The organism is Brevundimonas sp. UBA5866 (assembly GCF_002432125.1).
Taxonomy (GTDB): Bacteria; Pseudomonadota; Alphaproteobacteria; order Caulobacterales; family Caulobacteraceae; genus Brevundimonas.
In genome coordinates this window covers 7053-27992 of record NZ_DJFS01000084.1, presented here as the reverse complement: position 1 = coordinate 27992, position 20940 = coordinate 7053, and the positions used below count along the sequence as shown (strand labels likewise).

The 20940-nt window shown below is 63.7% G+C and carries 18 protein-coding genes and 1 pseudogene; 10 read left to right on the top strand and 9 right to left on the bottom strand.

The features are described from left to right. Positions 1–235 (top strand): annotated as a pseudogene (locus B3H86_RS11465) (phage tail tape measure protein); the annotation flags it as partial. 56 nt (positions 236–291) lie between these two features. Here the strand turns inward: B3H86_RS11465 and B3H86_RS11460 are convergent. After that, complete coding sequence (locus B3H86_RS11460) at positions 292–1011, bottom strand: DUF805 domain-containing protein (protein ID WP_292054008.1); 720 nt, start codon at positions 1009–1011, stop codon at positions 292–294. Positions 1012–1106: 95 nt separating this feature from the next. Between B3H86_RS11460 and B3H86_RS11455 the strand changes: the two genes are divergently transcribed. From B3H86_RS11455 to B3H86_RS11420, 8 genes are all read left to right on the top strand, one after another. Next, entirely contained in the window at positions 1107–1718 is a 612-nt protein-coding gene (locus tag B3H86_RS11455; protein WP_292054007.1) for a DUF2460 domain-containing protein, read from the top strand. 62 nt (positions 1719–1780) lie between these two features. Next, positions 1781–2434, top strand: coding sequence for a baseplate hub protein (locus B3H86_RS11450; RefSeq protein ID WP_292054006.1), 654 nt, complete (start codon positions 1781–1783; stop codon positions 2432–2434). Then, positions 2431–2874 (top strand): NlpC/P60 family protein, encoded by a 444-nt coding sequence (locus B3H86_RS11445; protein ID WP_292054004.1) that lies wholly within the window; start codon positions 2431–2433, stop codon positions 2872–2874. The genes B3H86_RS11450 and B3H86_RS11445 overlap by 4 nt, the downstream gene beginning before the upstream one ends. Positions 2875–2877: 3 nt before the next feature. Next, the gene (locus B3H86_RS11440) at positions 2878–6582 is read left to right on the top strand and encodes a baseplate multidomain protein megatron (RefSeq protein WP_292054002.1); all 3705 of its coding nucleotides are present in this window, start codon (positions 2878–2880) and stop codon (positions 6580–6582) included. A 79-nt stretch (positions 6583–6661) separates the two neighbouring features. Continuing rightward, positions 6662–7555, top strand: coding sequence for a DnaJ C-terminal domain-containing protein (locus B3H86_RS11435; protein ID WP_292054000.1), 894 nt, complete (start codon positions 6662–6664; stop codon positions 7553–7555). A 72-nt stretch (positions 7556–7627) separates the two neighbouring features. Further along, positions 7628–8788, top strand: a complete 1161-nt coding sequence (locus B3H86_RS11430) for a phosphoserine transaminase (protein WP_292053998.1) — start codon at positions 7628–7630, stop codon at positions 8786–8788. Between the two features lie 78 nt (positions 8789–8866). Further along, the gene (locus B3H86_RS11425) at positions 8867–10162 is read left to right on the top strand and encodes an adenylosuccinate synthase (RefSeq protein ID WP_292053996.1); all 1296 of its coding nucleotides are present in this window, start codon (positions 8867–8869) and stop codon (positions 10160–10162) included. A 78-nt stretch (positions 10163–10240) separates the two neighbouring features. Next, positions 10241–11041, top strand: a complete 801-nt coding sequence (locus B3H86_RS11420; RefSeq protein ID WP_292053994.1) for a response regulator — start codon at positions 10241–10243, stop codon at positions 11039–11041. 63 nt (positions 11042–11104) lie between these two features. Here the strand turns inward: B3H86_RS11420 and rpoH are convergent, their stop codons facing one another. Next, positions 11105–11989: an RNA polymerase sigma factor RpoH gene (rpoH, locus tag B3H86_RS11415; protein WP_292053992.1), complete on the bottom strand. Its 885-nt coding sequence runs from the start codon at positions 11987–11989 to the stop codon at positions 11105–11107. A gap of 206 nt (positions 11990–12195) precedes the next feature. Further along, positions 12196–13215 carry an RluA family pseudouridine synthase gene (locus B3H86_RS11410; protein WP_292053990.1) on the bottom strand — a complete coding sequence of 340 codons (1020 nt, stop codon included), beginning with the start codon at positions 13213–13215 and terminating at the stop codon, positions 12196–12198. Positions 13216–13278: 63 nt separating this feature from the next. On the opposite strand from B3H86_RS11410, the gene B3H86_RS11405 reads away from it, so the two are divergent. After that, a complete protein-coding gene (locus B3H86_RS11405; protein WP_292053988.1) occupies positions 13279–13917 on the top strand; it encodes a DUF2799 domain-containing protein in 639 nt (212 codons plus the stop codon). Between the two features lie 62 nt (positions 13918–13979). Here B3H86_RS11405 and fba read toward each other — a convergent pair whose 3' ends face one another. From fba to B3H86_RS11375, 6 genes are all read right to left on the bottom strand, one after another. After that, the gene (gene fba / locus B3H86_RS11400) at positions 13980–15044 is read right to left on the bottom strand and encodes a class II fructose-bisphosphate aldolase (protein ID WP_292053987.1); all 1065 of its coding nucleotides are present in this window, start codon (positions 15042–15044) and stop codon (positions 13980–13982) included. A 122-nt stretch (positions 15045–15166) separates the two neighbouring features. Further along, positions 15167–16360, bottom strand: coding sequence for a phosphoglycerate kinase (locus B3H86_RS11395; protein WP_292053985.1), 1194 nt, complete (start codon positions 16358–16360; stop codon positions 15167–15169). An 82-nt stretch (positions 16361–16442) separates the two neighbouring features. Further along, a complete protein-coding gene (locus B3H86_RS11390) occupies positions 16443–16805 on the bottom strand; it encodes an endonuclease domain-containing protein (RefSeq protein ID WP_292053983.1) in 363 nt (120 codons plus the stop codon). Between the two features lie 94 nt (positions 16806–16899). Then, positions 16900–17907 carry a type I glyceraldehyde-3-phosphate dehydrogenase gene (gap, locus tag B3H86_RS11385; protein ID WP_292053981.1) on the bottom strand — a complete coding sequence of 336 codons (1008 nt, stop codon included), beginning with the start codon at positions 17905–17907 and terminating at the stop codon, positions 16900–16902. Between the two features lie 178 nt (positions 17908–18085). Beyond that, the gene (locus B3H86_RS11380; RefSeq protein ID WP_349679859.1) at positions 18086–18319 is read right to left on the bottom strand and encodes a YbdD/YjiX family protein; all 234 of its coding nucleotides are present in this window, start codon (positions 18317–18319) and stop codon (positions 18086–18088) included. Continuing rightward, on the bottom strand, positions 18312–20387 hold the full coding sequence (locus B3H86_RS11375; RefSeq protein ID WP_292053980.1) for a carbon starvation CstA family protein: 2076 nt from the start codon (positions 20385–20387) through the stop codon (positions 18312–18314). Before B3H86_RS11375 ends, B3H86_RS11380 begins: the two co-directional genes overlap by 8 nt. Between the last annotated feature and the right edge of the window lie 553 nt (positions 20388–20940).

Sequence of the window (20940 nt, the reverse complement as noted above, 5' to 3'; positions counted from 1 at the left end):
GTTTTCCGGTGCGCGGGCCGAGGGCGGGCCTGTGATGGCGGGCGGGGCCTATCTGGTCGGTGAGCGCGGGCCGGAGGTGTTCAGGCCCGGTGTTGGAGGTTCGGTGCAGCCTGTGGGCGGGGCGGCGTTTGTGGTGGTGAATGTGACGGTGGATGGAGGTCCGCAGGCTCTGCTGAGGTCCGAGGCGCAGGTGGCACGGATGATGGCGCGGGCGGCGGCGCTGGGAGCGCGCTGATGCCATAAAAAAGGGCAGCCGGTGGGCTGCCCTTTTGGTTCGGTATGGTCGGTGGATCAGAGGCCCTTGGGGTTGGGACCGTATTGGTTGGTCCCCGGTTGGCTGTCGGTGACGCCGATCCAGATCAGGAAGCCGAGGCTGGTGATCATCATGATCAGGATACCGAGGCCGATAGCACCGATACCGCCGGCAGCGGCGGCAGCGCCGGCGTCGCCCGTAGCGGCGGCAGCCATGAAGGCACCCGCACCGCCGACAAACATGACAATCAAACCGACAAACCATCCAGCATAGGGCACGACGGCGAGCCAGCCGCTCTTGCCCATGTCATGCAGGCGTTTGGACATGATGGCGACGCTGGGCCAGATCAGGATAAGGCCGATAAAGAGATTGATGATCGGGATTATCCCGCCGACGATGCTGGCCCCCAGGATGATCAGGAAGCTGATCCAGAAGTCCTGGCGGCGCAGACGACCGTCGAATTTCAGCAGGGCATATTGCCAGTCGTAGCCGGATCCGATGGGGGCCGCAGAGGCTGTGCCTGCGCCCGCAGCTGTACCGAAGGCCGCCGCAGGATCGACAGAGGCAGCCACGGCGTCGCCAAGGATGACGATCTGGGTTGCTGTGGAACCGGTCGGGACGAAGTCCACGGCCTGACCGACTTTGATCTCGCTGCCGGTGTGGATGTCGTGACGGGCGAACAGATAGGGCTGTCCGTCCTGACCCTTGATCGAACCGGTGTTCGAAATCTCGTCGTAGCTGGTGATCTCGCCGCGCAAGGTCATCTCCTGATGGGAAATCGGCAAAAGCCGAAATGGGGCGGAAGAGTGGCGCAGCTGTAAGGCAACTGCAAGCACTGGTTATGAGGATTACTATGTTTGACGAAGTAAGGCTGCCTGCGCGACTGGCGTTTGGATCGACCGGCGGGGTGGAGCGCCGGACCGAGGTGGTGGAACTGGCGTCGGGATATGAGCGTCGATCGACGCCGTGGGCGACGGGGCGCAGGCGCTATCTGATCGGGGCAGGTCTGAGATCCCTGGATGATATGGCGGCGCTGACGGATTTTTTCGAGGCGCGGCAGGGGCGGTTGCGGGGCTTTCGCTTCAAGGACTTTGCCGATTTCAAATCCTGTGCGCCGTCGGGCGAGGTGACACCGACCGATCAGGTGATTGGTGCCGGAGATGGAGCGCAGACTCGGTTTGTACTGGTGAAGGCCTACGGCGCGGTGAGGCGTGTGATTGCCAAGCCGGTGGACGGCACGGTGCGCGTGGCGGTGGACGGCGTGGAGACGACAGATTTTGAGGTCGATACGGCGACGGGTGAGGTGACGTTGGGCTTTGCGCCAGAGGCGGGAACGGTGGTGTCGGCGGGGTTCTGGTTCGATACGCCGGTGCGCTTTGACACGGATCGGCTGGAAGTCACGCTGGAGAGTTTCGAGGCGGGGCGGATGGCGGCGGTGCCGCTGGTGGAAATACGCGGCGCGTGAGCGCGGTGACGAGGGATGGATAGGGGAGCCGGTGGCTCCCCTTTTTTGTGTTCGGGGGATGGATGCGGGAACTGGAAGGGGCGCTGGCCGAGCGGGTGGAGAGCGGCGCGGCGAGGCTGTGTCATGTCTGGCTGTTGGAATGTCGCGACGGGAGCCGGATGGGCTTTACCGACCATGACCGCGATCTGGTTTTTGAAGGCGTGCAGTGTCGCGCGGGAAGCGCGTGGGCGCGCGGAACGGGCGAGGCGCAGGTCGGGCTGGAAGCGGGGGGCTGGTCTGCGTCGGGGGCGCTGGATGGAGATGCGCTGGGCGAGGAGGACATTCTGGGCGGACGGTTCGATGCGGCGCGGGTGGAACTGTGGCGTGTGGACTGGGCCGATGTTTCGGCGCGGGTGTGTCTGTGGGCGGGCAGGCTGAATCGCATCCGGCGCGAGGCGGGGGCCTTTGTTGCCGATCTGGAAGGGCCGATGGCGCAGCTGGATCGTGTGGTGGGGCGGACCTATGGGCGCGATTGCGATGCGGTGCTGGGGGACGGGCGCTGTGGTCTGTCGGCAGAGGCGATTGATGGGCGGCGTTGTGACAGGACGTGGAAAACCTGTGTCAGGGTGTTCGGTAACGGGCTGAACTTTCGCGGCTTTCCGGATGTGCCGGGGGATGACTTCATCCTGACGCGACCGCAGGCGGGTGTGCGTCACAACGGCAAGAGCCGTCGATGAGGGGCGAGCTTATGGCCGCGCGGGCGCGCGGGTGGCTGGGGACGCCCTATCGGCATCAAGCCAGCGAGAAGGGCGTGGGCGCGGACTGTCTGGGCTTGGTGCGCGGGATGTGGCGCGAAGCCTATGGGCAGGAGCCGGAAGCGGTGCCGCCCTATCGCCCCGAGTGGGCCGAGATGGGGGGCGAGGAAACCCTGTGGGACGCGGCGCGGCGATGGCTGGTCGAGAAGCCGGTTGAGGAGATGGCGCTCGGGGATGTGCTGCTGTTCCGGATGGAGGCGGGGAGTGTCGCCAAGCATTGCGCCGTGGTGTCGGACCTGTCGGGACCGGAGCCGAGGATGATCCACGCCTATTGGGCGCGTTCGGTGGTGGAAAGCTGGATGGGCCAGTGGTGGCAGAGGCGGCTGGTGGCGGTGTTCGGCTGGCCGGAGCAGGGGGAATAGGTCATGGCCAGTACGACACTGACGATGGTGGGCGGGTTTCTGGGCGGCCCGATCGGGGCGGCGCTGGGCGGGATGGTTGGCGGGATGATCGACAACCAGATCGTCGCCAGCTTGCAGCCTGCGCGACAGATCGGCCCGAGGCTGGAGAGCTTGAAGATACAAGGCTCGGCGGAAGGTGCGCCGATGTCCTGTGTGTTCGGGCGGGCGCGGGTGACGGGGCAGGTGATCTGGGCCGCGCGCTTTTTAGAGAGCAAGCACAAGTCTTCGGGCGGCAAGGGCGGGCAGAAGACGGTCGATTACCGATACTCGCTGAGTTTTGCGGTGGCGCTGTGCGAGGGCGAGATCGACGGTGTGGGCCGTGTCTGGGCCGACGGTATGCCGATGGACCTGAACGGGGTGACGTGGCGGGTCTATCGCGGGAGCGAGGACCAGACGCCGGACCCGCTGATCGAGGCCATCGAGGTGGAGGCCCCCGCCTATCGCGGGACGGCCTATGTGGTGTTCGAGGACCTTGCCCTTGAGGCCTATGGCGATCGGGTGCCGCAGCTGTCGTTCGAGGTGTTCCGTCGCGCGCGGGGTGACGCGCCGAGGCTGGAGGACCGTCTGGATGGGGTGTGCCTGATCCCCGGTGCGGGAGAGTTCTGTCTGGCCGATGAGGTGGTGCTGAGGCGCGAGAGCTTTGTCCGTTCGGTGCCGGAGAATGCGGGATCGGGGCAGGGACGGGCGGACCTTGAGGTGTCGCTGGACCAGCTGACGGCGCAGTTGCCGAATGTGAAGCGGGTCAATCTGGTCGTCGGGTGGTTCGGGACGGATGTGCAGGCCGCACAATGCCGGATCAAGCCGGGGGTGGAGCGTCGTGACAAGCCGACCGATCCGCTGGAGTGGGGTGTGGCGGGGCTGGATCGCTCGGACGCGCACCTGATCTCTAGGGTGGATGGGGCGGTGGCCTATGGCGGGACGCCGTCGGACCAGACGGTGCGGCAGGCCATTCGTGCGCTGAAGCGGCGCGGGCTGGAAGTGGTGATCTATCCGTTCGTCTTTATGGATTGCGAGGGCTATCCGTGGCGCGGGCGTGTGGCGGGACGTCATGGGGCCGATGCGGCGGCGGATGTGGCGGCTGTGTTCGGCGCGGCTGACGGCTGGGGTTTGAGGCGGCAGGCGCTGCACTATGCGCGGATCGCGCGGGAGGAAGGCGCGCACGGGCTGATTATCGGCTCGGAGATGCGGGGGCTGACCCTGACGCGGGATGCGGCGGGGGGGTTTCCGGCGGGGGCGCGGTATCAGGCGCTGGCAGCGGAATGTCGGGACGAGGCAGGTGCGGGCGTGAAGCTGGGCTATGCCGCGGACTGGTCGGAATATGCCGGCCTGAGGGACGCGGGAGAGGTACGGTTTCACCTTGATCCGCTGTGGGCCGATCCGAATATCGATTTCGTGGGGATCGATTGGTACCCGCCGATGGGGGATTGGCGCGCGGGTGATGGCGGCGTGGATGCCGAGGCCTTCGAGGGGCCGTGGGATGTGGCCTATCTGGCGGGGCAGGTGGCCGGTGGGCGCGACTATGACTGGTACTATGCCAGCGCGGCGGACGAGGCGGCGCAGGTGCGGACGCCCATCCTTGATGGGGCGTATGGTGAGGACTGGGTCTGGCGGGTCAAGGACCTGAAGGGGTGGTGGTCGAACCGCCATTATGAGCGCGTTGCGGGCGTGCGGCAGGCGCAGCCGACCGCGTGGGTGCCCGGGATGAAGCCTGTAAGGCTGACGGAGTTCGGCTGTGCGGCGGTGGATCGCGGGGGCAATGCGCCCAACCTGTTTGTCGATCCGAAAAGCTCGGAAAATGCCTTGCCGCCCCATTCGACGGGGGCGCGGGATGACCGGATGCAGCGGGCCTTGCTGGAGGCGATGCTGGGGCATTTCGATGACCCTGTGAACAATCCGGTGTCGGCGGTCTATGGCCGCAGGATGCTGGAGGGGGCAGATGCCTGGTGCTGGGACGCGCGGCCCTATCCGGCGTTTCCGGCTCGGGATGATCTGTGGGCCGATGCGGGGGCGTGGCGCACAGGACACTGGCTGAATGGCCGGATGCAGGGGCAGGTCGCGGACATTGTGTCGGCCTTGCTGAAACGGGCCGGACTGGCTGAGGGCGATTACCGCATCGAGGGGCTGGAGGGCACGGTTGCGGGGCTGGTGATCGACCGGCCTATGACGACGCGGGCGGCGCTTGGGTCTGTGCTGACGGCCTTGGGGGCGGTGGCGTCCGAAAAGAGCGGGACAATTGTGGTGTCCGGGGCCGTTGCGGCGGAGACGGAACTGGCGTTGGGGGCGCTGGCCCTGCCTGAAGATGGCGGGGCAGTGGTCTGTCAGCGGGCGTTGCAGGATCGACCGCAAGGTGTGCGCGTACGGTTCATCAGCGAGGAGCAGACCTATCAAACCGGCGCGGTGATTGTGCGCTCTGACCGGATCGAGCCGCGTGGCGAGGGGGCAGCACCGCTGGGGGATGTGCTGGATGTGGACCTGCCGATGGTGGTGTCGTCGGGCTTGGCGCGGACGGCGGCGCGCCGCGTGCTGGGGGCAGTTGAGAGCGAGACGGTGAGCGTTCGGCTGGGGCCGTTGGAGGGCTTGCTGCTTGAGGCGGGTGACGTGGTGACGCTGGAGGGGCGTGATGGTCGCTGGCGCGTGGGGCGGGTAGCCTATGAGGAGACGGTTCAGGCGGAGCTGATGCCCGTGGTCGAGGTGCCGCTGGAGGATGCCGAGGAGGACTGGAAGGGCGGTGGTGGCGGGCTGGAAGTGGTCGGCGCGCCGTGGATGCGGGTGTTGGATTTGCCAGCCTTGCCCGGCGAGGAAGTTGATGCGCGTCCGGTCGTGGCTGTGGCGGCGGACCCTTGGTGGCCGATGACGGTTCATGGCGGGGCGGATGCTGGCGCTTTGACGGCGAGGGCGGATGTGGACGAGCCTACGACTGTGGGCGAGTTGGTTGCGCCGTTGGCGGCTGGGCCTGTGGATCGCTGTGATCGGGTGAACCGGATCAGGCTGAGGCTGGGCGGGGGGAGCTTGCAGAGCCTTGGCGTGGGGGCGGTGCTGGACGGTGCAAATGCGCTGGCCGTTGAAAGCGGGGCGGGCTGGGAGATTGTCCAGTTCTGCGAGGCGCGGCTGGTGGCTGGCGATGTCTGGGAGTTGTCGCAACTGTTGCGGGGGCGGCTGGGAACGGTTGCAGAAGCGGAGCGGGGTGCTGTGGCAGGGGCGGGTGTTGTCGTCCTGTCGCGAGCGATGCCGAGGCTGGAGGTCGATGAGGGCGAGCGCGGTCTGCTGCGCCTGTGGCGGGCGGGACCAAAGGGGCTGGCACCGGCGGGGAGCCGCTTTAGCGAGCGCCAAGGCGTGTGGACAGCACGGGCGCGGATGCCGTGGCGTCCGGTGCATCTGAAGCTGGAGCTGGTGGACGATGGATTGCGTCTGTCGTGGGTGCCGTGTGTGGCACGAGGCGACAGCTGGGAGGCGGAGGCCGTCGATGCAGAGGCTTTGCGTTTTCGTGTCCGCGTGATGCAGGGCGAAGTCGTGGTGCGGGAGTGGGAGGTTGCGGGGACGCAGGCCCTCTATGCCGATGCCTTGCAGGCAGCGGATTTTCCGCAAGGCTGGCCGGTAGGGGCTGCCCTTGCTGTGGCCCAGTGGGGCGCGGGTTGGGGATGGGGCGATGAGGCGCGTTTGATCGTGTAAACATCTGCCTCTTTCAGAAGGGGCTGGGATGCCCTAACTGACGGGGGAGTGTTTTTCAGAACCCCGGAGTGCAACGAGCGTGGCTGGTGATCCCTACAAGGAACTTGGCGTTTCCAAAGGCGCGAGTGCCGACGAGATCAAGAAAGCCTTTCGCAAGCTGGCGAAAGAACTGCATCCGGACAAGAACCCCGGGGACAAGGCGGCCGAGGAGCGCTTCAAGCGTGTGACGGCGGCCTTTGACCTGCTGGGTGATGCCGAGAAGCGGGCCAAATACGACCGTGGCGAGATCGATGCCGATGGCCGCGAGCAGTTCCGTGGCTTTGGCGGCGGTGCGCGTGGCGGGGCTGGCGGCGGATTCTCGGGCTTTGGCGGCTCGGGCAACCGTGGCGGGTTCGAGGATATCGATCTGGCCGACCTGTTTGCCGGTTTCGGTGGCGGGGGACGTGGCTTTGGCAGCGGCAAGGGGCAGGATATCCGCGCCACGCTGGAAGTCAGCCTTGAGGAAGTGATTGCCGGAACCACGCGCCGTATCCAGTTCTCGGACGGGCGGATGGTGGATGTGGCCATCCCCAAGGGCGCGTCGGACGGTCAGGTGGTGCGCCTGAAAGGGCAGGGTGCACCGGGGCGGACCCAGTCGGGCGATGCGCTGATCGAGCTGAGGATCCTGCCGCATCCGCTGTATCGTCGTGACGGAGCCGATCTGCACATGGACCTTCCGGTGTCGGTGCCCGATGCGGTGCTGGGCGGGAAGGTTCCGGTGCCGACGCCCGAGGGCAAGGTGATGATGAGCATCCCCAAGGGTTCGAACTCGGGCAAGGTGCTGCGTCTGAAAGGGCGCGGGGCCTATGCGGACGGGCGTCGCGGGGACCTGTTGGCCAAGCTGATGGTGACGCTGCCGGAAGAGCAGGATGAACTGCTGGTCCGGTTTGCCGAGGATTGGCGCAAAAATCGGCCCTACACGCCGACGAAGTGATGGCGTAAGGCAATCTTTGTTCTGTGGTGGTGAGTCTCTTGCTGTGCCACCCGTGTGCGAGGATTGCCGCCCATGACTGCCAAGCCTGTAGTGAAGCCTGCGCGTCCGTGGTTTTCTGCGGGGCCGACGGCGAAACGTCCGGGCTATTCGACCGCGAAGCTGCCGGAGAACCTGCAGGGCCGCGGTATCCGCGCGCCGGAGGTGGCGGAGCGGTTTTCCTATGCGCTGAAGCTGACCAAGGACATCCTCGAAGTGCCGGAGGACTATGTGCTGGTCTATACGCCGGGCTCGGATACGGGCGCGGTGGAGGCGGCGCTGTGGGGCATGCTGGGGCCGCGTCCGGTGACGGTGGTGGCCTATGAGAATTTCGGCCTGACGTGGGCGGCGGATGTCCGCGACCACCTGAAGTTGAGCCCTACGGTGGTGAAGGCCCCGTGGGGCGAATTGCCGGACCTGTCGGTCGTGGACTGGTCCACCGACGTGGTGTTTCCGTGGAACGGGACGACCTCGGGCGTGAAGGTGCCGGACAGGGAGTGGATTGCCGCAGACCGCGAGGGGCTGAGCATCTGTGACGCGACGTCGGCGGCCTTTGCCCAACACCTGCCGTGGGACAAGCTGGATGTGACGACCTTCAGCTTCCAGAAGGCGCTGGGCGGCGAGGCCGGTATTGGCGTGATGGTGCTGTCGCCGCGGGCGGTGGCGCGTCTGGACGAGAATGTGCCGGCGTGGCCTGTGCCCAAGGTGCTGCGCCTGACGGGCAAGGACGGGAAGTTCGACCGTGCGCTGGCCGATGGTGTGGTGATCAATACCGCTTCGGTGCTGACCATCGAGGATTGGGTGGATGCACTGGAGTGGGCCAAGTCGATCGGCGGGCTCAAGACCCTGATCGCGCGGACGGATGCCAACTATGCCGCGCTGGCCGAATGGGTGGAGCGGACGCCGTGGATCGATTTCCTGCCGCAGCGTGAGGAGATCCGCTCGACGACTTCGGTGTGTCTGAAGTTCACCGACGACCGCGTGGCGGCGCTGGACGAGAAGGGGCAGAAGGCCTTTGTGAAGCGGTTCAAGGCGCTTCTGGAAGGCGAGGGGGCGGTCTATGACATGGAGCCGCACCGCAATGCGCCGCCGGGGCTTCGTCTGTGGTGCGGTTGCACGGTCGAGACGGCTGATGTCGTGGCTGCCGGTCCGTGGCTGGAATGGGCTTTCGAGACGGCAGCTGGTGAAATCGTATAAAGGCCGCTTCTTCACGCGACAGGGGCCGATTCAGGGGTTATAGGCTGCTACCGCGTTTTACTCGCGGAGATCAGTGCAGTGGCTAATGTTGCGGTAGTCGGCGCCCAGTGGGGTGACGAGGGCAAAGGCAAGATCGTCGATTGGTTATCCAATCGTGCGGATATGGTTGTCCGGTTTCAGGGTGGCCACAATGCCGGTCACACTCTGGTGGTCGATGGCAAGGTCTACAAGCTGGCGCTGCTGCCGTCGGGCGTGGTGCAGGGCAAGCCGTCCATCATCGGCAATGGCGTGGTCGTGGACCCGTGGCACCTCGTCAACGAAATCGAGAAGATCGAGGCGCAGGGCGTCCATATCGGTCCGGATATCCTGACGATTGCGGACAATGCCTGCCTGATCCTGCCGATCCACCCTGCGCTGGACGTGGCGCGTGAGGCGGCGGCATCGGCTCCGGGAGCCAAGATCGGCACGACCGGTCGCGGTATCGGTCCGGCTTATGAGGACAAGGTGGGCCGTCGCGCTATCCGCGTCTGCGATCTGGCGAACGAGGACGACCTGAAGGTCAAGATCGACCGCCTGCGCTCGCACCACGATCCGCTGCGTGCGGGTCTGGGGCTGGAGCCGATTGATCCGGAAGCGCTGCTGAAGCAGTTGCTGGAGATCGCGCCGAAGATCCTGCCGTATGTGAAGCCGGCGTGGCGCGTGCTGGACCAGGCCAAGAAGGCCGGCAAGCGCGTGTTGTTCGAGGGGGCGCAGGGCGCGTTCCTCGACGTTGACCACGGCACCTATCCCTATGTGACATCATCCAACACCGTGGCCGGTCAGGCCGCCGCCGGTTCGGGTCTTGGCCCCAGCGGTGTCGGCTATGTTCTGGGTATCGTGAAGGCTTATACGACCCGCGTGGGTGAGGGGCCGTTCGCCTGCGAGCTGAACGACGAGATCGGCGAGCATCTGGCGACCGTTGGCCGCGAGGTGGGTGTGAACACGGGCCGTGCGCGCCGCTGTGGCTGGTTCGATGCGGTGCTGGTGCGCCAATCGGTGGCGATCAACGGCATCCACGGGATCGCCCTGACCAAGCTGGACGTGCTGGATGGCCTCAAGACGCTGAAGATTTGCGTTGGCTATAGGGTCAATGGCGAGGTTCTGGATTACCTACCGTCGAGCTTGAAGGATCAGGCGGCGGCGGAGCCGGTGTTCGAGGAGCTGGAAGGCTGGAGCGAGAGCACCGGCGGTGTCCGCAGCTTCAAGGACCTGAACGCCAATGCTATCAAATATGTGCGCCGTATCGAGGAACTGATCGGTGCGCCGGTGGCGCTGCTGTCGACCAGTCCGGAGCGGGACGACACCATCCTGATGCGCGATCCTTTCCTGGGATAGGACGCATAACAAGCGTATCGGACAACCTAAGCTTAACCGGTAGCGGATAAGGCTGGCCTTCTGACAGGAGGTCAGCCTTTGTTCGCTCTAGACACCAAATCCATGCAGAAGATCGCGCCCGTGGTCCGTCGGGTCGTGATCGTTGATCCAAATCCGGCAGGTGCCAAGCTGATGGCCGACCTGTTGAAAGGCTTTGGTTGCCGTGACGCGGCGATAGAGGCGGACGAGGCGCGGGTGATTGATCTGGCCCGCGAAATGGAACCGGGCCTCTTTATTCTGGAGCGGAAGGGACCGCGTCTGGATGGAGAGCATCTGGCGCGGCGCATCCGGCGCTCGTCACTGTCATCGCGCCGTGCGCCGATCATCATGGTGACGGCGGATGCAACGGCATCGTCGATCAAAGGTGCCCGCGATGCAGGCATTCACGAGTTCCTGCGCAAACCGTTCACAAGCGGCGACCTGTACCGTCGTATTGAAAATCTAGCGACCAAGCCGCGCGACTGGGTCGAGGCGGTGGGTTATGTGGGACCGGACCGGCGCCGGTTTAACTCCACCGACTATGCGGGGCCGCGCAAACGCAAGGCGGATAATGATTCCGCGCCGTCCTTTGACTCGATCCGCGATCAGGCGATGCGAATTCTGGCGTCGGCTTTGACACAGTTTTCGAATGACCCCGCGCAGGCGGTGCGGGCGATCCGTGAACAGGCCCGCACCCTGAAGGGTCTGGCGGTGAAAACGGGCGATACCAATCTGGCACTGGCAGCTGTCGGGCTGGAGGCCGAACTTGATCTGGGACGTAACAGTCTGGGCCAATTGATGGGGCCGGTTAAGGCGGTGCTGGCGCTGGCACCTGATCTGGGTGTCTCGCGGGCAGGATAAGAAAAAAGGGCGGCTGGAGTGATCCAGTCGCCCTTTTCGCTTCGGGGGAGGGGGAAGAGGTCGTCAGGCGTTGACGAGGTTGCGTTCCAGAGCGGCGGCCTGCATGGCCTTTTGCAGCTTCTCGAAGGCGCGGACCTCGATCTGGCGGACACGTTCACGGCTGACACCGTACTGCGAGGCCAGCTCTTCGAGCGTGACCGGATCGTCTTTCAGGCGACGTTCGGTCAGGATGTGCTTCTCACGGTCGGTCAGCTCTTCCATCGCTTCCTGAAGAAGCGACATGCGGATGTCGCGCTCTTCGTCGTCGGCGAGGCGGGTTTCCTGGGAGACGGCTTCGTCATCGGCCAGCCAGTCCTGCCACTCGGACTCACCGTCAGCGCGCATGGGTGCGTTGAGTGAGGCATCGCCCGACAGACGGCGGTTCATGTCGATCACGTCCTGCTCGGTCACGCCGAGCTGGGTCGCGATATGTTCAACATGCTCCGGACGAAGGTCGCCATCCTCGAAGGCCGAGATCTGGCTCTTGGCCTTGCGCAGGTTGAAGAACAGCTTCTTCTGGGCGGCCGTGGTGCCCATTTTGACCAGCGACCACGAACGCAGGATGTATTCCTGGATGGAGGCGCGGATCCACCACATGGCATAGGTGGCCAGACGGAAGCCCTTGTCAGGGTCGAACTTCTTGACGGCCTGCATCAGGCCGACGTTGCCTTCGGAAATGACTTCGCCGATCGGCAGGCCGTAGCCGCGATAACCCATCGCAATCTTGGCGACGAGGCGAAGGTGTGATGTCACCAGACGGTGGGCCGCTTCCGGGTCCTGATGCTCGCTCCAGCGTTTGGCGAGCATGAATTCTTCGTCCTTGGTGAGCATCGGAAACTTGCGGATTTCCGACAGATAACGCGATAGCCCCTGTTCAGGCGACATCACCGTCAAAGTAGTGTTGGCCATGTGGTCCCTCCGACCGTTGCAAGAGCAGGCACTTCGGCTGTGGCCACAACGGTGCACCACTTCCTCGCCTCTCAATGGTTCGAGGTGGTGATCCGTTGCATGAATTTAAAGAGGCAAAAACGCGGCCTGATGGCCTTTTTTATGTCTCTGGCGACAGAGCGGATCATTGCTCGACTATTGATTGGTAACTAGCACAGAGCTTGTTTCTAATCAAGCGCATCGAGGCGTTGTTCCAGAGCCTGCATATCCGGGGGCGTGGAGGTTTCAAACCGGAGCGAAGTTCCGGTGACGGGGTGAACAAAACCGAGCACGGCGGCGTGGAGGGCCTGACGTGTAAAGTTCAAATCTTCCAGTGCGTTGCGAATGGCCAATGCCGGAGCACCGGAGCCATAGACAGGATCGCCCAATAGGGGGGCACCCTTTGAGGCCATGTGAACACGTATCTGGTGGGTGCGGCCTGTGTGAAGGGTACAGGCCACCCTTGAAGCCAGAGGTGCGGCACTGGCCTTTGCCGGGATTCCATAGCGTTTCTGTACGACGTAGTCGGTGATGGCCTGACGTCCCGATGTTTTCAGCACAGCCATTTTCTTACGGTCGTGCGGCGAGCGGCCGATCAGGGTCTCGATCCGTCCTTTGTCAGGCGAAGGGCAGCCGCGCACCAGCGCGATATAGGTGCGCTCGATATCATGCGTGGCAAAGAGGGCGGATAGTCCCTGATGGGCAGCATCGGTTTTGGCGGCCACCATCACGCCGGATGTGTCCTTGTCCAGCCGGTGGACAATGCCGGGACGTGCGACACCGCCGATGCCGGACAGGCTGTCTCCGCAGTGATGCAGCAAGGCATTGACCAGTGTGCCGGTCTCGCACCCGGGGGCAGGGTGGGCCGCCATGCCTGCAGGCTTGTCTATGACGATCAAATGCTCGTCTTCGTACAGAACCGTCAGGGGGATGTTTTCCGGCTCGGGATCGGCAGCAGCAACGGGCGGCAGGGCGATCAGATAGGTTCCGGCCTGTGCCTTGGCCTTGCCCGAGGTCAGGATAACGCCATCCTTGCTGATGGCTCCCTCGGCCAGCAATGACTGGAGGCGGGCGCGCGACAGAGACGGGAAGGCTTCGGCCAGGGCTTTGTCCAGACGAACACCGGCAGCGCTGATATCGGCGGTGAGGATTTCTTCTCCCACAGATGCGGGGTTTTCGTCGTCGATCAGCAGGTGTTCATCAGTCATAAGGCGAGATAGCACGGCTTGGGTGTCGTCGCGTAGTGCGCCGGTGGAAGCGGGAACGACAAGATGAAGATCGTTTGGGGGATGGTTGCCGCACTGGGCGGGGTGTTGTGGCTGTCGGGCTGTGCGTCCATGTCGCAAGAGCAATGTCTTGTCGGTGACTGGGGCGGTAAGGGCTATCAAGATGGCTTGAACGGGCAGCGCGAGAGTCGTCTGGAGGACCATGCCAAGGCCTGCGCCAAGGTGGGCGTGACGCCCAATGTTCCGGCCTATTTTTCCGCGCGCGAGGAGGGCTTACGTACCTATTGCACATGGGAAAACGGATTTCGCGCGGGGCGCAGCGCTTCGACCTATTACGGCGTCTGTACCCCTGCACAGGAACGGGAGTTCCTTCCTGCCTATCAGGATGGGGTCATGATCCATGAGGCTGAAAGCGCCCTGTCGAATGCGGAGAGCGCGCTGAGATCTGCAGAAGCACGCATCCGGGACCGTGCCGACAAGCTGGACGCCAAGGAAAGGGAACTGCGCCAGGAAGGGCTGAGCCGTGAAGAGCGCGATCGGATCAGGGATCGTATCCGCGAGGTTCGAGAAGAACTGGGCGATGCCCGTAGGGACGCACGCCGGGCCGAGGACGAGCTAAGGATCGTCGAACGCGAAACCCGCAGTGTCATCCGCGCCGTCGGTGGACGCTACGGTATCTGGTAAAGAAAACGCCCCGCAGTTCATTCTGCGGGGCGTCTTTCATATCCATCAGATCAGGTGGTGACTTAGCCGATCTGCGGGTCGAGCGAACCCGAAGCATAGCGCTTGGCCATCTGGGCGGTGGACAGCGGCTTGATCTTGTCCGCCATGCCTTCGCAGCCGAACTGCAGGTAGCGTTCCTGGCACAGCTTGCGCATGGCTTCCTTGGCAGGCTTCAGATAGGCGCGCGGATCGAACTCGTGCGGCTTTTCGGTCAGCAGCTTGCGGATGGCACCGGTCATGGCCATGCGGTTGTCGGTGTCGATGTTCACCTTGCGCACGCCGTTCTTGATGCCTCGCTGGATTTCTTCGACCGGCACGCCCCAGGTCTGCGGCATCTGGCCGCCATAGGCGTTGATGATGTCCTGCAGTTCCTGCGGTACCGACGACGAGCCGTGCATGACCAGGTGGGTGTTCGGCAGGCGACGGTGGATCTCTTCGATCACGTTCATGGCCAGCACTTCGCCGTCCGGCTGACGGGTGAATTTGTAGGCGCCGTGCGAGGTGCCCATAGCAATGGCCAGAGCGTCCACCTTGGTGGCCTTCACGAACTCGACAGCCTGGTCCGGATCGGTCAGCAGGGCCGAGTGGTCCAGCTTGCCTTCGAAGCCGTGGCCGTCTTCGGCTTCACCCATGCCGGTTTCCAGCGAGCCCAGAACACCCAGCTCGCCTTCGACCGAAACGCCGCACGAGTGGGCCATTTCGGTGACGCGGCGGGTGACGTCCACGTTGTACTCGTAGGATGCCGGGGTCTTGGCGTCTTCTTCCAGCGAGCCGTCCATCATCACCGAGGTGAAGCCGTACTGAATGGCGGTGGCGCAGGTGGCCGGACCATTGCCGTGGTCCTGGTGCATACAGACCGGAATGTGCGGATACAGCTCGACCAGCGCGTCGATCAGACGGGCCAGAACGACATCGTTGGCATAGGAGCGGGCACCGCGCGAGGCCTGGATGATGACCGGCGCATTGACGGCGTCGGCGGCCTCCATGATGGCCAGACCCTGCTCCATGTTGTTGATGTTGTAGGCGGGCAGGCCGTAGTCGTTTTCAGCGGCGTGATCGAGCAGCTGGCGCAGGGTGATGCGTGCCATCAGAGGTCTCCAGAAACGGTGTGTCTTTAAGGTCGGACTTACAGCGGGTTCGCCGTGAAGTCACGTTATACGGACTATAAGAAAAGGGACGGAGGCACAGGGCTTCCGTCCCATAAGCAAAATCAGGCGCGAAGGGCTTCGACGCCCGGCAGTGCCTTGCCTTCCATCCACTCGAGGAAGGCACCGCCAGCGGTCGAGACAAAGGTCATGTCTTCGACCACGCCAGCGTGGTTCAGCGCTGCCACGGTATCGCCGCCACCGGCCACAGCCGTCAGCTTGCCGGCGGTTGCCAGCGAAGCGGCCTCCTTGGCGGCGGCCACGGTCGCAGCGTCAAACGGCGGAACCTCGAACACGCCCAGCGGGCCGTTCCAGATCAGGGTCTTGGACAGGCCCATCGCGCGGGTCAGACGCGCAACGGTTTCAGGACCGGCGTCGAGGATCAGGTCGTCAGCGGCGATGCGGTCCAGAGCGCGTACGCCCGACTCGATGCCCGGCTTGACGCCTTTGGCCACCACCACATCGACCGGCAGCAGCAGCTCGCAGCCCTTTTGACGGGCTTCTTCCATGATCTCGCGGGCGGTATCGGCAAGGTCTTTCTCGCAGAGCGAGCCGCCGACATCGACGCCCTGGGCGTGCAGGAAGGTGTTGGCCATACCGCCGCCGATGGCGAGGTAGTCCAGCTTTGCGACGAGGTTCTTCAGCAGGTCCAGTTTGGTCGAAACCTTGGCACCGCCGACGATGCCGATCACAGGCTTGACCGGCGTGCCCAGAGCCTTGTCCAGAGCTTCAAGTTCGCGGCGCATGGACTCACCGGCATAGGCCGGAAGGATGCGGGCCAGACCTTCGGTCGAGGCGTGGGCGCGGTGGGCCGCCGAGAAGGCGTCGTTGACGTATATGTCGCCCAGTTCGGCCAGAGCCTTGGCGAAGTCGGCGTCGTTCTTTTCCTCGCCCTTGTGGAAGCGCACATTCTCCAGCAGCACCACGCCGCCAGCGTCGGTATCGGCCAGAGCGGTCTTGGCTTCATCGCCGATGCAGTCGTCGGCAAAACGGACCGGCGCGCCCAGCAGGTTCTCCAGCGGCTCGACGACCGGCTTCAGGCTCATGGACGGCACGCGCTCGCCCTTGGGACGGTCGAAGTGGGCCAGCAGGGCCACCTTGGCACCGGCGTCACGCAGCTTGTTGATGGTCGGAAGGGCCACGCGCAGACGGGTGTCGTCGGTGACGGCGCCGTTCTCCATCGGAACGTTGAAGTCCACGCGGACGAGGGCGGTCTTGCCGGAAAGGTCTTTAGCGTCGTCGAGAGTGCGGAAGGTCATGAGGGCATTCCAGTGATATCCCTTCTCCCGCCGGGAGAAGGTGGCCGCAGGGCCGGATGAGGGTCTAACAGATCAGTCGGCCTTAGCCGTAGTCGGACAGGATCAGACGGGCGTGTGCCCTGACAGCATCGGCTATCGTGTCGAAATTTTCGAGCACCTGCCGATTTGAAAATCTCAGAACCGTCCAGCCCAAGGCTTCCAGTTCTTTTTGTCGTAAGTGGTCGTTCAGAGCGACATCGTCGCGGTCATGAACGCCGCCGTCGATTTCGAGTATGAGTTTCAGACGTTCGCAGGCGAAATCAGCAATGAAGCGTCCGACCGGATGCTGGCGACGAAATTTGAGGCCGTCGAGTTTTCCAGCACAGAGTTGAGCCCAGACCTTTTGTTCGGCCAATCCGGACCGCTGTCGCAATCCTCTAGCCAAAGCCGTGCGGTCGGACTGCATAGCGGCAACCCCTTACCCTTTCGCGCAGCCAATCGCCTTCGGCTCTTGGGCGCTCAAGCCCTCTCCCGAAGGAGAGGGCTCTTGCAGTTCGTTCTTACAGGAATTTGGCCATCTGCAGGGCGGTGTCCGACATGCGGGTGGCGAAGCCCCACTCGTTGTCGTACCAGCTCAGCACGCGCACCAGGGTGCCGTCGATGACCTGGGTCTGCGGCAGGGCAGCGGTCGACGAGGCAGCGACGTGGTTCAGGTCGATCGAAACCAGCGGGTCCTTGGTGGTGAACAGGACACCCTTCATCGGGCCGTTGGCAGCAGCTTCCAGAGCGGCGTTGACTTCTTCCACGGTGGTGGCGCGACCAGCGACGATCTTCAGGTCAACGACCGAGACGTTCGGGGTCGGGACGCGGATCGACGAGCCGTCCAGCTTGCCCTTCAGTTCCGGCAGAACCAGACCCACGGCCTTGGCAGCGCCGGTCGAGGTCGGGATCATCGACTGGGCTGCGGCGCGGGCGCGGTACAGGTCCTTGTGCATGGTGTCCAGCGTCGGCTGGTCGCCGGTGTAGGCGTGGATGGTGGTCATGTAGCCACGCTCGATGCCGACCAGCTCGTTCAGGACCTTGGCGATCGGGGCCAGGCAGTTGGTGGTGCACGAAGCGTTCGAGACGACGATGTCTTCTGCGGTCAGGGTTTCGTGGTTCACACCGAAGACGATGGTCTTGTCGGCGTTGTCAGCCGGAGCCGAAACCAGAACGCGCTTGGCACCTGCGGTCAGGTGGGCCGAAGCCTTTTCCTTCGAGGTGAAGATGCCGGTGCATTCCAGAGCGATGTCGACCTTCAGCTCTGCGTGCGGCAGCTTGGACGGGTCGCGCTCAGCGGTGACCTTGATCTTGCCGGTGCCGACGTCGATCCAGTCCTCGCCCGAGGTGACGGTGCCCGGGAAACGGCCGTGGACCGAGTCATAGCGCAGCAGGTGGGCGTTGGTCTCAACCGGACCCAGGTCGTTGATCGCCACGACCTCGATGTCCTTGCGGCCATGCTCGACGATCGAGCGAAGAACAAGACGGCCGATACGGCCAAAGCCGTTGATGGCGACGCGAACGGTCATGGTTGGATCTCCAAGTCAGGAACGACGAAAGTTTGGCGTCTCAATGGGACGATGAGCGCGGACTTGCAAGCCTTGGGCGCTCACAGATGGCGAACATCAGTTACAGGAACTGTTTTTTCGTCCAAAAAACAGCAACCCCGACCCCGCAAGGCGGGATCGGGGGGGGGGCGTTCAAGAATCAGCAGCATTTGAACCCGCCGCCTGCACCGAAGCGTCTCGCTTCATGCAGACGGAAGAAGGCGGTTCGGTCCATCGGGGGCTGATCGGGATGGGCCGCACGGGCGTGGGCCACATAGGCGTCATAGTCCGGTTGACCGATCATCAGGCTGGCGGTCCGCCGCGCATCCTTGCCCCAGCGGGTCAAGATGTCGCGGCAGTCGCACAGGGCCTCCGGCAGGCTGGCCTTAAGCACGGGCAGGGGCCTCCTGTGCCAGTTCGGCTTCGGACGGAATTTCCACCGCCGTCGGCTGCGGATTGGCCAGTGCCTTGCGGCAAGCGCCGATGGAGTAGACCAGAATGGTCAGCACCACGAACAGGAAGCCTGCCGACAGGGCCGCATTCACATAGTCGTTGAAGATGATGTGCTGCATGTCCGCGACCGACTTGGCCGGTGCCAGAAGTTCGCCCGCCTCCATCGCACTCTTGTAGTGGGACGCGTGGGACAGGAAGCCGACGCGTATGTCGGGGTGGAACAGTTTCTGGAAGCCGGCGGTCAGGGTAAATACCAGCAGGGCAGCCGCCGGAACGGCTGAAACCCACGCGAACCTGTGCCGCTTCATCTTGAACAGCACGACCGTGCCCAGCATCAGGGCAATCGCCGCCAGCATCTGGTTGGCGATGCCGAACAGCGGCCACAGGCTGTTGATGCCACCTAGCGGGTCAACCACGCCTGCGTACAGGAAATAACCCCACAAACCGACCGTCAGCGCGGTGGCGATCACATTGCCGGTCCAGCTTTGGGTGTTGCGCATCTTGGGCACGGCCACGCCCAGCAGGTCCTGGATCATGAAGCGGCAGACGCGGGTGCCCGCATCGACCGTGGTCAGGATGAACAGGGCCTCGAACAGGATGGCGAAATGGTACCAGAAGCTCATCATGGCCTGTCCGCCGATCACGCTGGACAGGATGTGGGCCATGCCGACGGCGAGGGTTGGCGCACCGCCTGCACGCGACAGGATGGAATGCTCGCCCACATCCCTTGCCAACTGGTCCAAGGCTTCGGGCGTAATGTGGAAACCCCACTGGGCCACGGCTGCGGCGGCAGAGGTCACATCGGTGCCAATGACCGCAGCCGGACTGTTCATCACGAAATAGACCGCCGGATCCAGCACACAGGCGGCGATCAGGGCCATGACCGCCACGAAGCTTTCACACAGCATCGCGCCATAGCCGATGAACGGGATCTGGTTCTCGTTCTCCAGCAGCTTGGGCGTCGTGCCCGATGAAATCAGGGCGTGGAAACCCGAGACGGCACCGCAGGCGATGGTGATGAACAGGAACGGGAACAGGGCACCGGAAAAGACCGGACCCGAGCCATCGATGAACTGGGTGATGGCGGGCATCTGTAGTTCGGGGCGGACAATCAGGATGCCGATCGCCAGAGCGGCAATCGCGCCGATTTTCAGGAAGGTCGAAAGATAGTCACGCGGAGCCAGCAGCAGCCATACGGGCATGACCGAGGCCAGGAACCCGTAGGCCATCATGGACAGGGCCAAGGTCGTGCCGGAAAGGGTAAAGGCCGGCCCCCAAATGGGGTGATAGGCCACCTGTCCCCCCAGAATGATCGAACCGATCAGCAGCACGACGCCGATGGTCGATACCTCTGCCACACGGCCGGGCCGGATATAGCGGGTGTACAGCCCCATGAAGATGGCAATGGGAATGGTGCAGGCGACGGTGAACGTGCCCCACGGGCTTTCGGCCAACGCCTTGACGACCACCAGTGCCAGCACGGCCAGAATGATCACCATGATCATCAGTACGCCGACCTGGGCGATGATGCCGGGGACGGGCCCCATTTCGGTACGGACCATGTCGCCCAGCGACTTGCCGTCGCGTCGGGTAGACATGAACAGGACCAGCATGTCCTGCACGGCCCCTGCGACCACCACGCCGATCAGGATCCACAGCATACCCGGCAGATAACCCATCTGCGCCGCCAGCACGGGCCCGACCAGAGGACCGGCACCGGCAATGGCCGCGAAATGGTGACCGAACAGAACGTTTCTCGGTGTGGGAACGTAGTCCAGCCCGTCGTTATGGCGTACGGCGGGCGTCATGCGGGTCCTCACCACCGCCAGCACGTTGCGGGCGATGTACTGCCCATAAAAGCGATAGGCGATCAGATAGATACAGACGGCTGCCACCACAATCCATAAGGCATTAATCTGTTCACCCCGATTAAGTGCGATATAGCCGAGGGCAAAAGCTCCTATTACCGCGAGCAATGCCCAAATAAGGTATTTCCCTGAGTTTTGCACTGTCGTTTTCCGTTGGCTGAGGCAGGAAGATGTTACATTTTGTTTCTAGATCAGGCGGCGGGTTTTAACAATGTTGTTACGTCAGAAAGCAGAGGGGTAACCGGTTATTTACAACACTCTGTAATGGAGATCACTTATGCGGGGTGAAACGACCAAGAAGTTGTAGGCCGGGCAAACGCAGNNCCAGGCCAGGAACTTGGCATAGAACCGATAGGCAATGACGTAGACACACAGGGCGGCGGTCACCATCCAGACCGCACTGATGCTCTCGCCCTTGTGCAGGGCCAAAACCCCGACCGATATCGCGCCGATAATGGCGATGGCCCCGAAAATCAGGACGGTTTTCAACTTACCCAAGACTGATCCTCCCACGCCGCCTTATCAGACGGTCTTCGCGGGAAGACTGGACCTCAAATAGGGTGTCGCGCAACCGTCGTTATCCGGATGCGCGACTAAGGTCGTAGAACCGTGGTCTTAGGCTTTGACAGGATTGACCTTTTTGGCAGCCTCTGCGGCCCGCGCACGGGCCTCGTCGGTGTCCGCGCCACGGGCC

What these genes read in the sequence shown, in the direction of transcription:
- B3H86_RS11440 (WP_292054002.1), top strand. Translation starts at nt 2,878, where the DNA reads ATGGCCAGTACGACACTGACGATGGTGGGCGGGTTTCTGGGCGGCCCG.
- B3H86_RS11430 (WP_292053998.1), top strand. Translation starts at nt 7,628, where the DNA reads ATGACTGCCAAGCCTGTAGTGAAGCCTGCGCGTCCGTGGTTTTCTGCG.
- B3H86_RS11405 (WP_292053988.1), top strand. Translation starts at nt 13,279, where the DNA reads ATGAAGATCGTTTGGGGGATGGTTGCCGCACTGGGCGGGGTGTTGTGG.
- B3H86_RS11455 (WP_292054007.1), top strand. Translation starts at nt 1,107, where the DNA reads ATGTTTGACGAAGTAAGGCTGCCTGCGCGACTGGCGTTTGGATCGACC.
- B3H86_RS11390 (WP_292053983.1), bottom strand. Translation starts at nt 16,805, where the DNA reads ATGCAGTCCGACCGCACGGCTTTGGCTAGAGGATTGCGACAGCGGTCC.
- B3H86_RS11445 (WP_292054004.1), top strand. Translation starts at nt 2,431, where the DNA reads ATGAGGGGCGAGCTTATGGCCGCGCGGGCGCGCGGGTGGCTGGGGACG.
- fba (WP_292053987.1), bottom strand. Translation starts at nt 15,044, where the DNA reads ATGGCACGCATCACCCTGCGCCAGCTGCTCGATCACGCCGCTGAAAAC.
- B3H86_RS11410 (WP_292053990.1), bottom strand. Translation starts at nt 13,215, where the DNA reads ATGACTGATGAACACCTGCTGATCGACGACGAAAACCCCGCATCTGTG.
- B3H86_RS11395 (WP_292053985.1), bottom strand. Translation starts at nt 16,360, where the DNA reads ATGACCTTCCGCACTCTCGACGACGCTAAAGACCTTTCCGGCAAGACC.
- B3H86_RS11450 (WP_292054006.1), top strand. Translation starts at nt 1,781, where the DNA reads ATGCGGGAACTGGAAGGGGCGCTGGCCGAGCGGGTGGAGAGCGGCGCG.
- rpoH (WP_292053992.1), bottom strand. Translation starts at nt 11,989, where the DNA reads ATGGCCAACACTACTTTGACGGTGATGTCGCCTGAACAGGGGCTATCG.
- gap (WP_292053981.1), bottom strand. Translation starts at nt 17,907, where the DNA reads ATGACCGTTCGCGTCGCCATCAACGGCTTTGGCCGTATCGGCCGTCTT.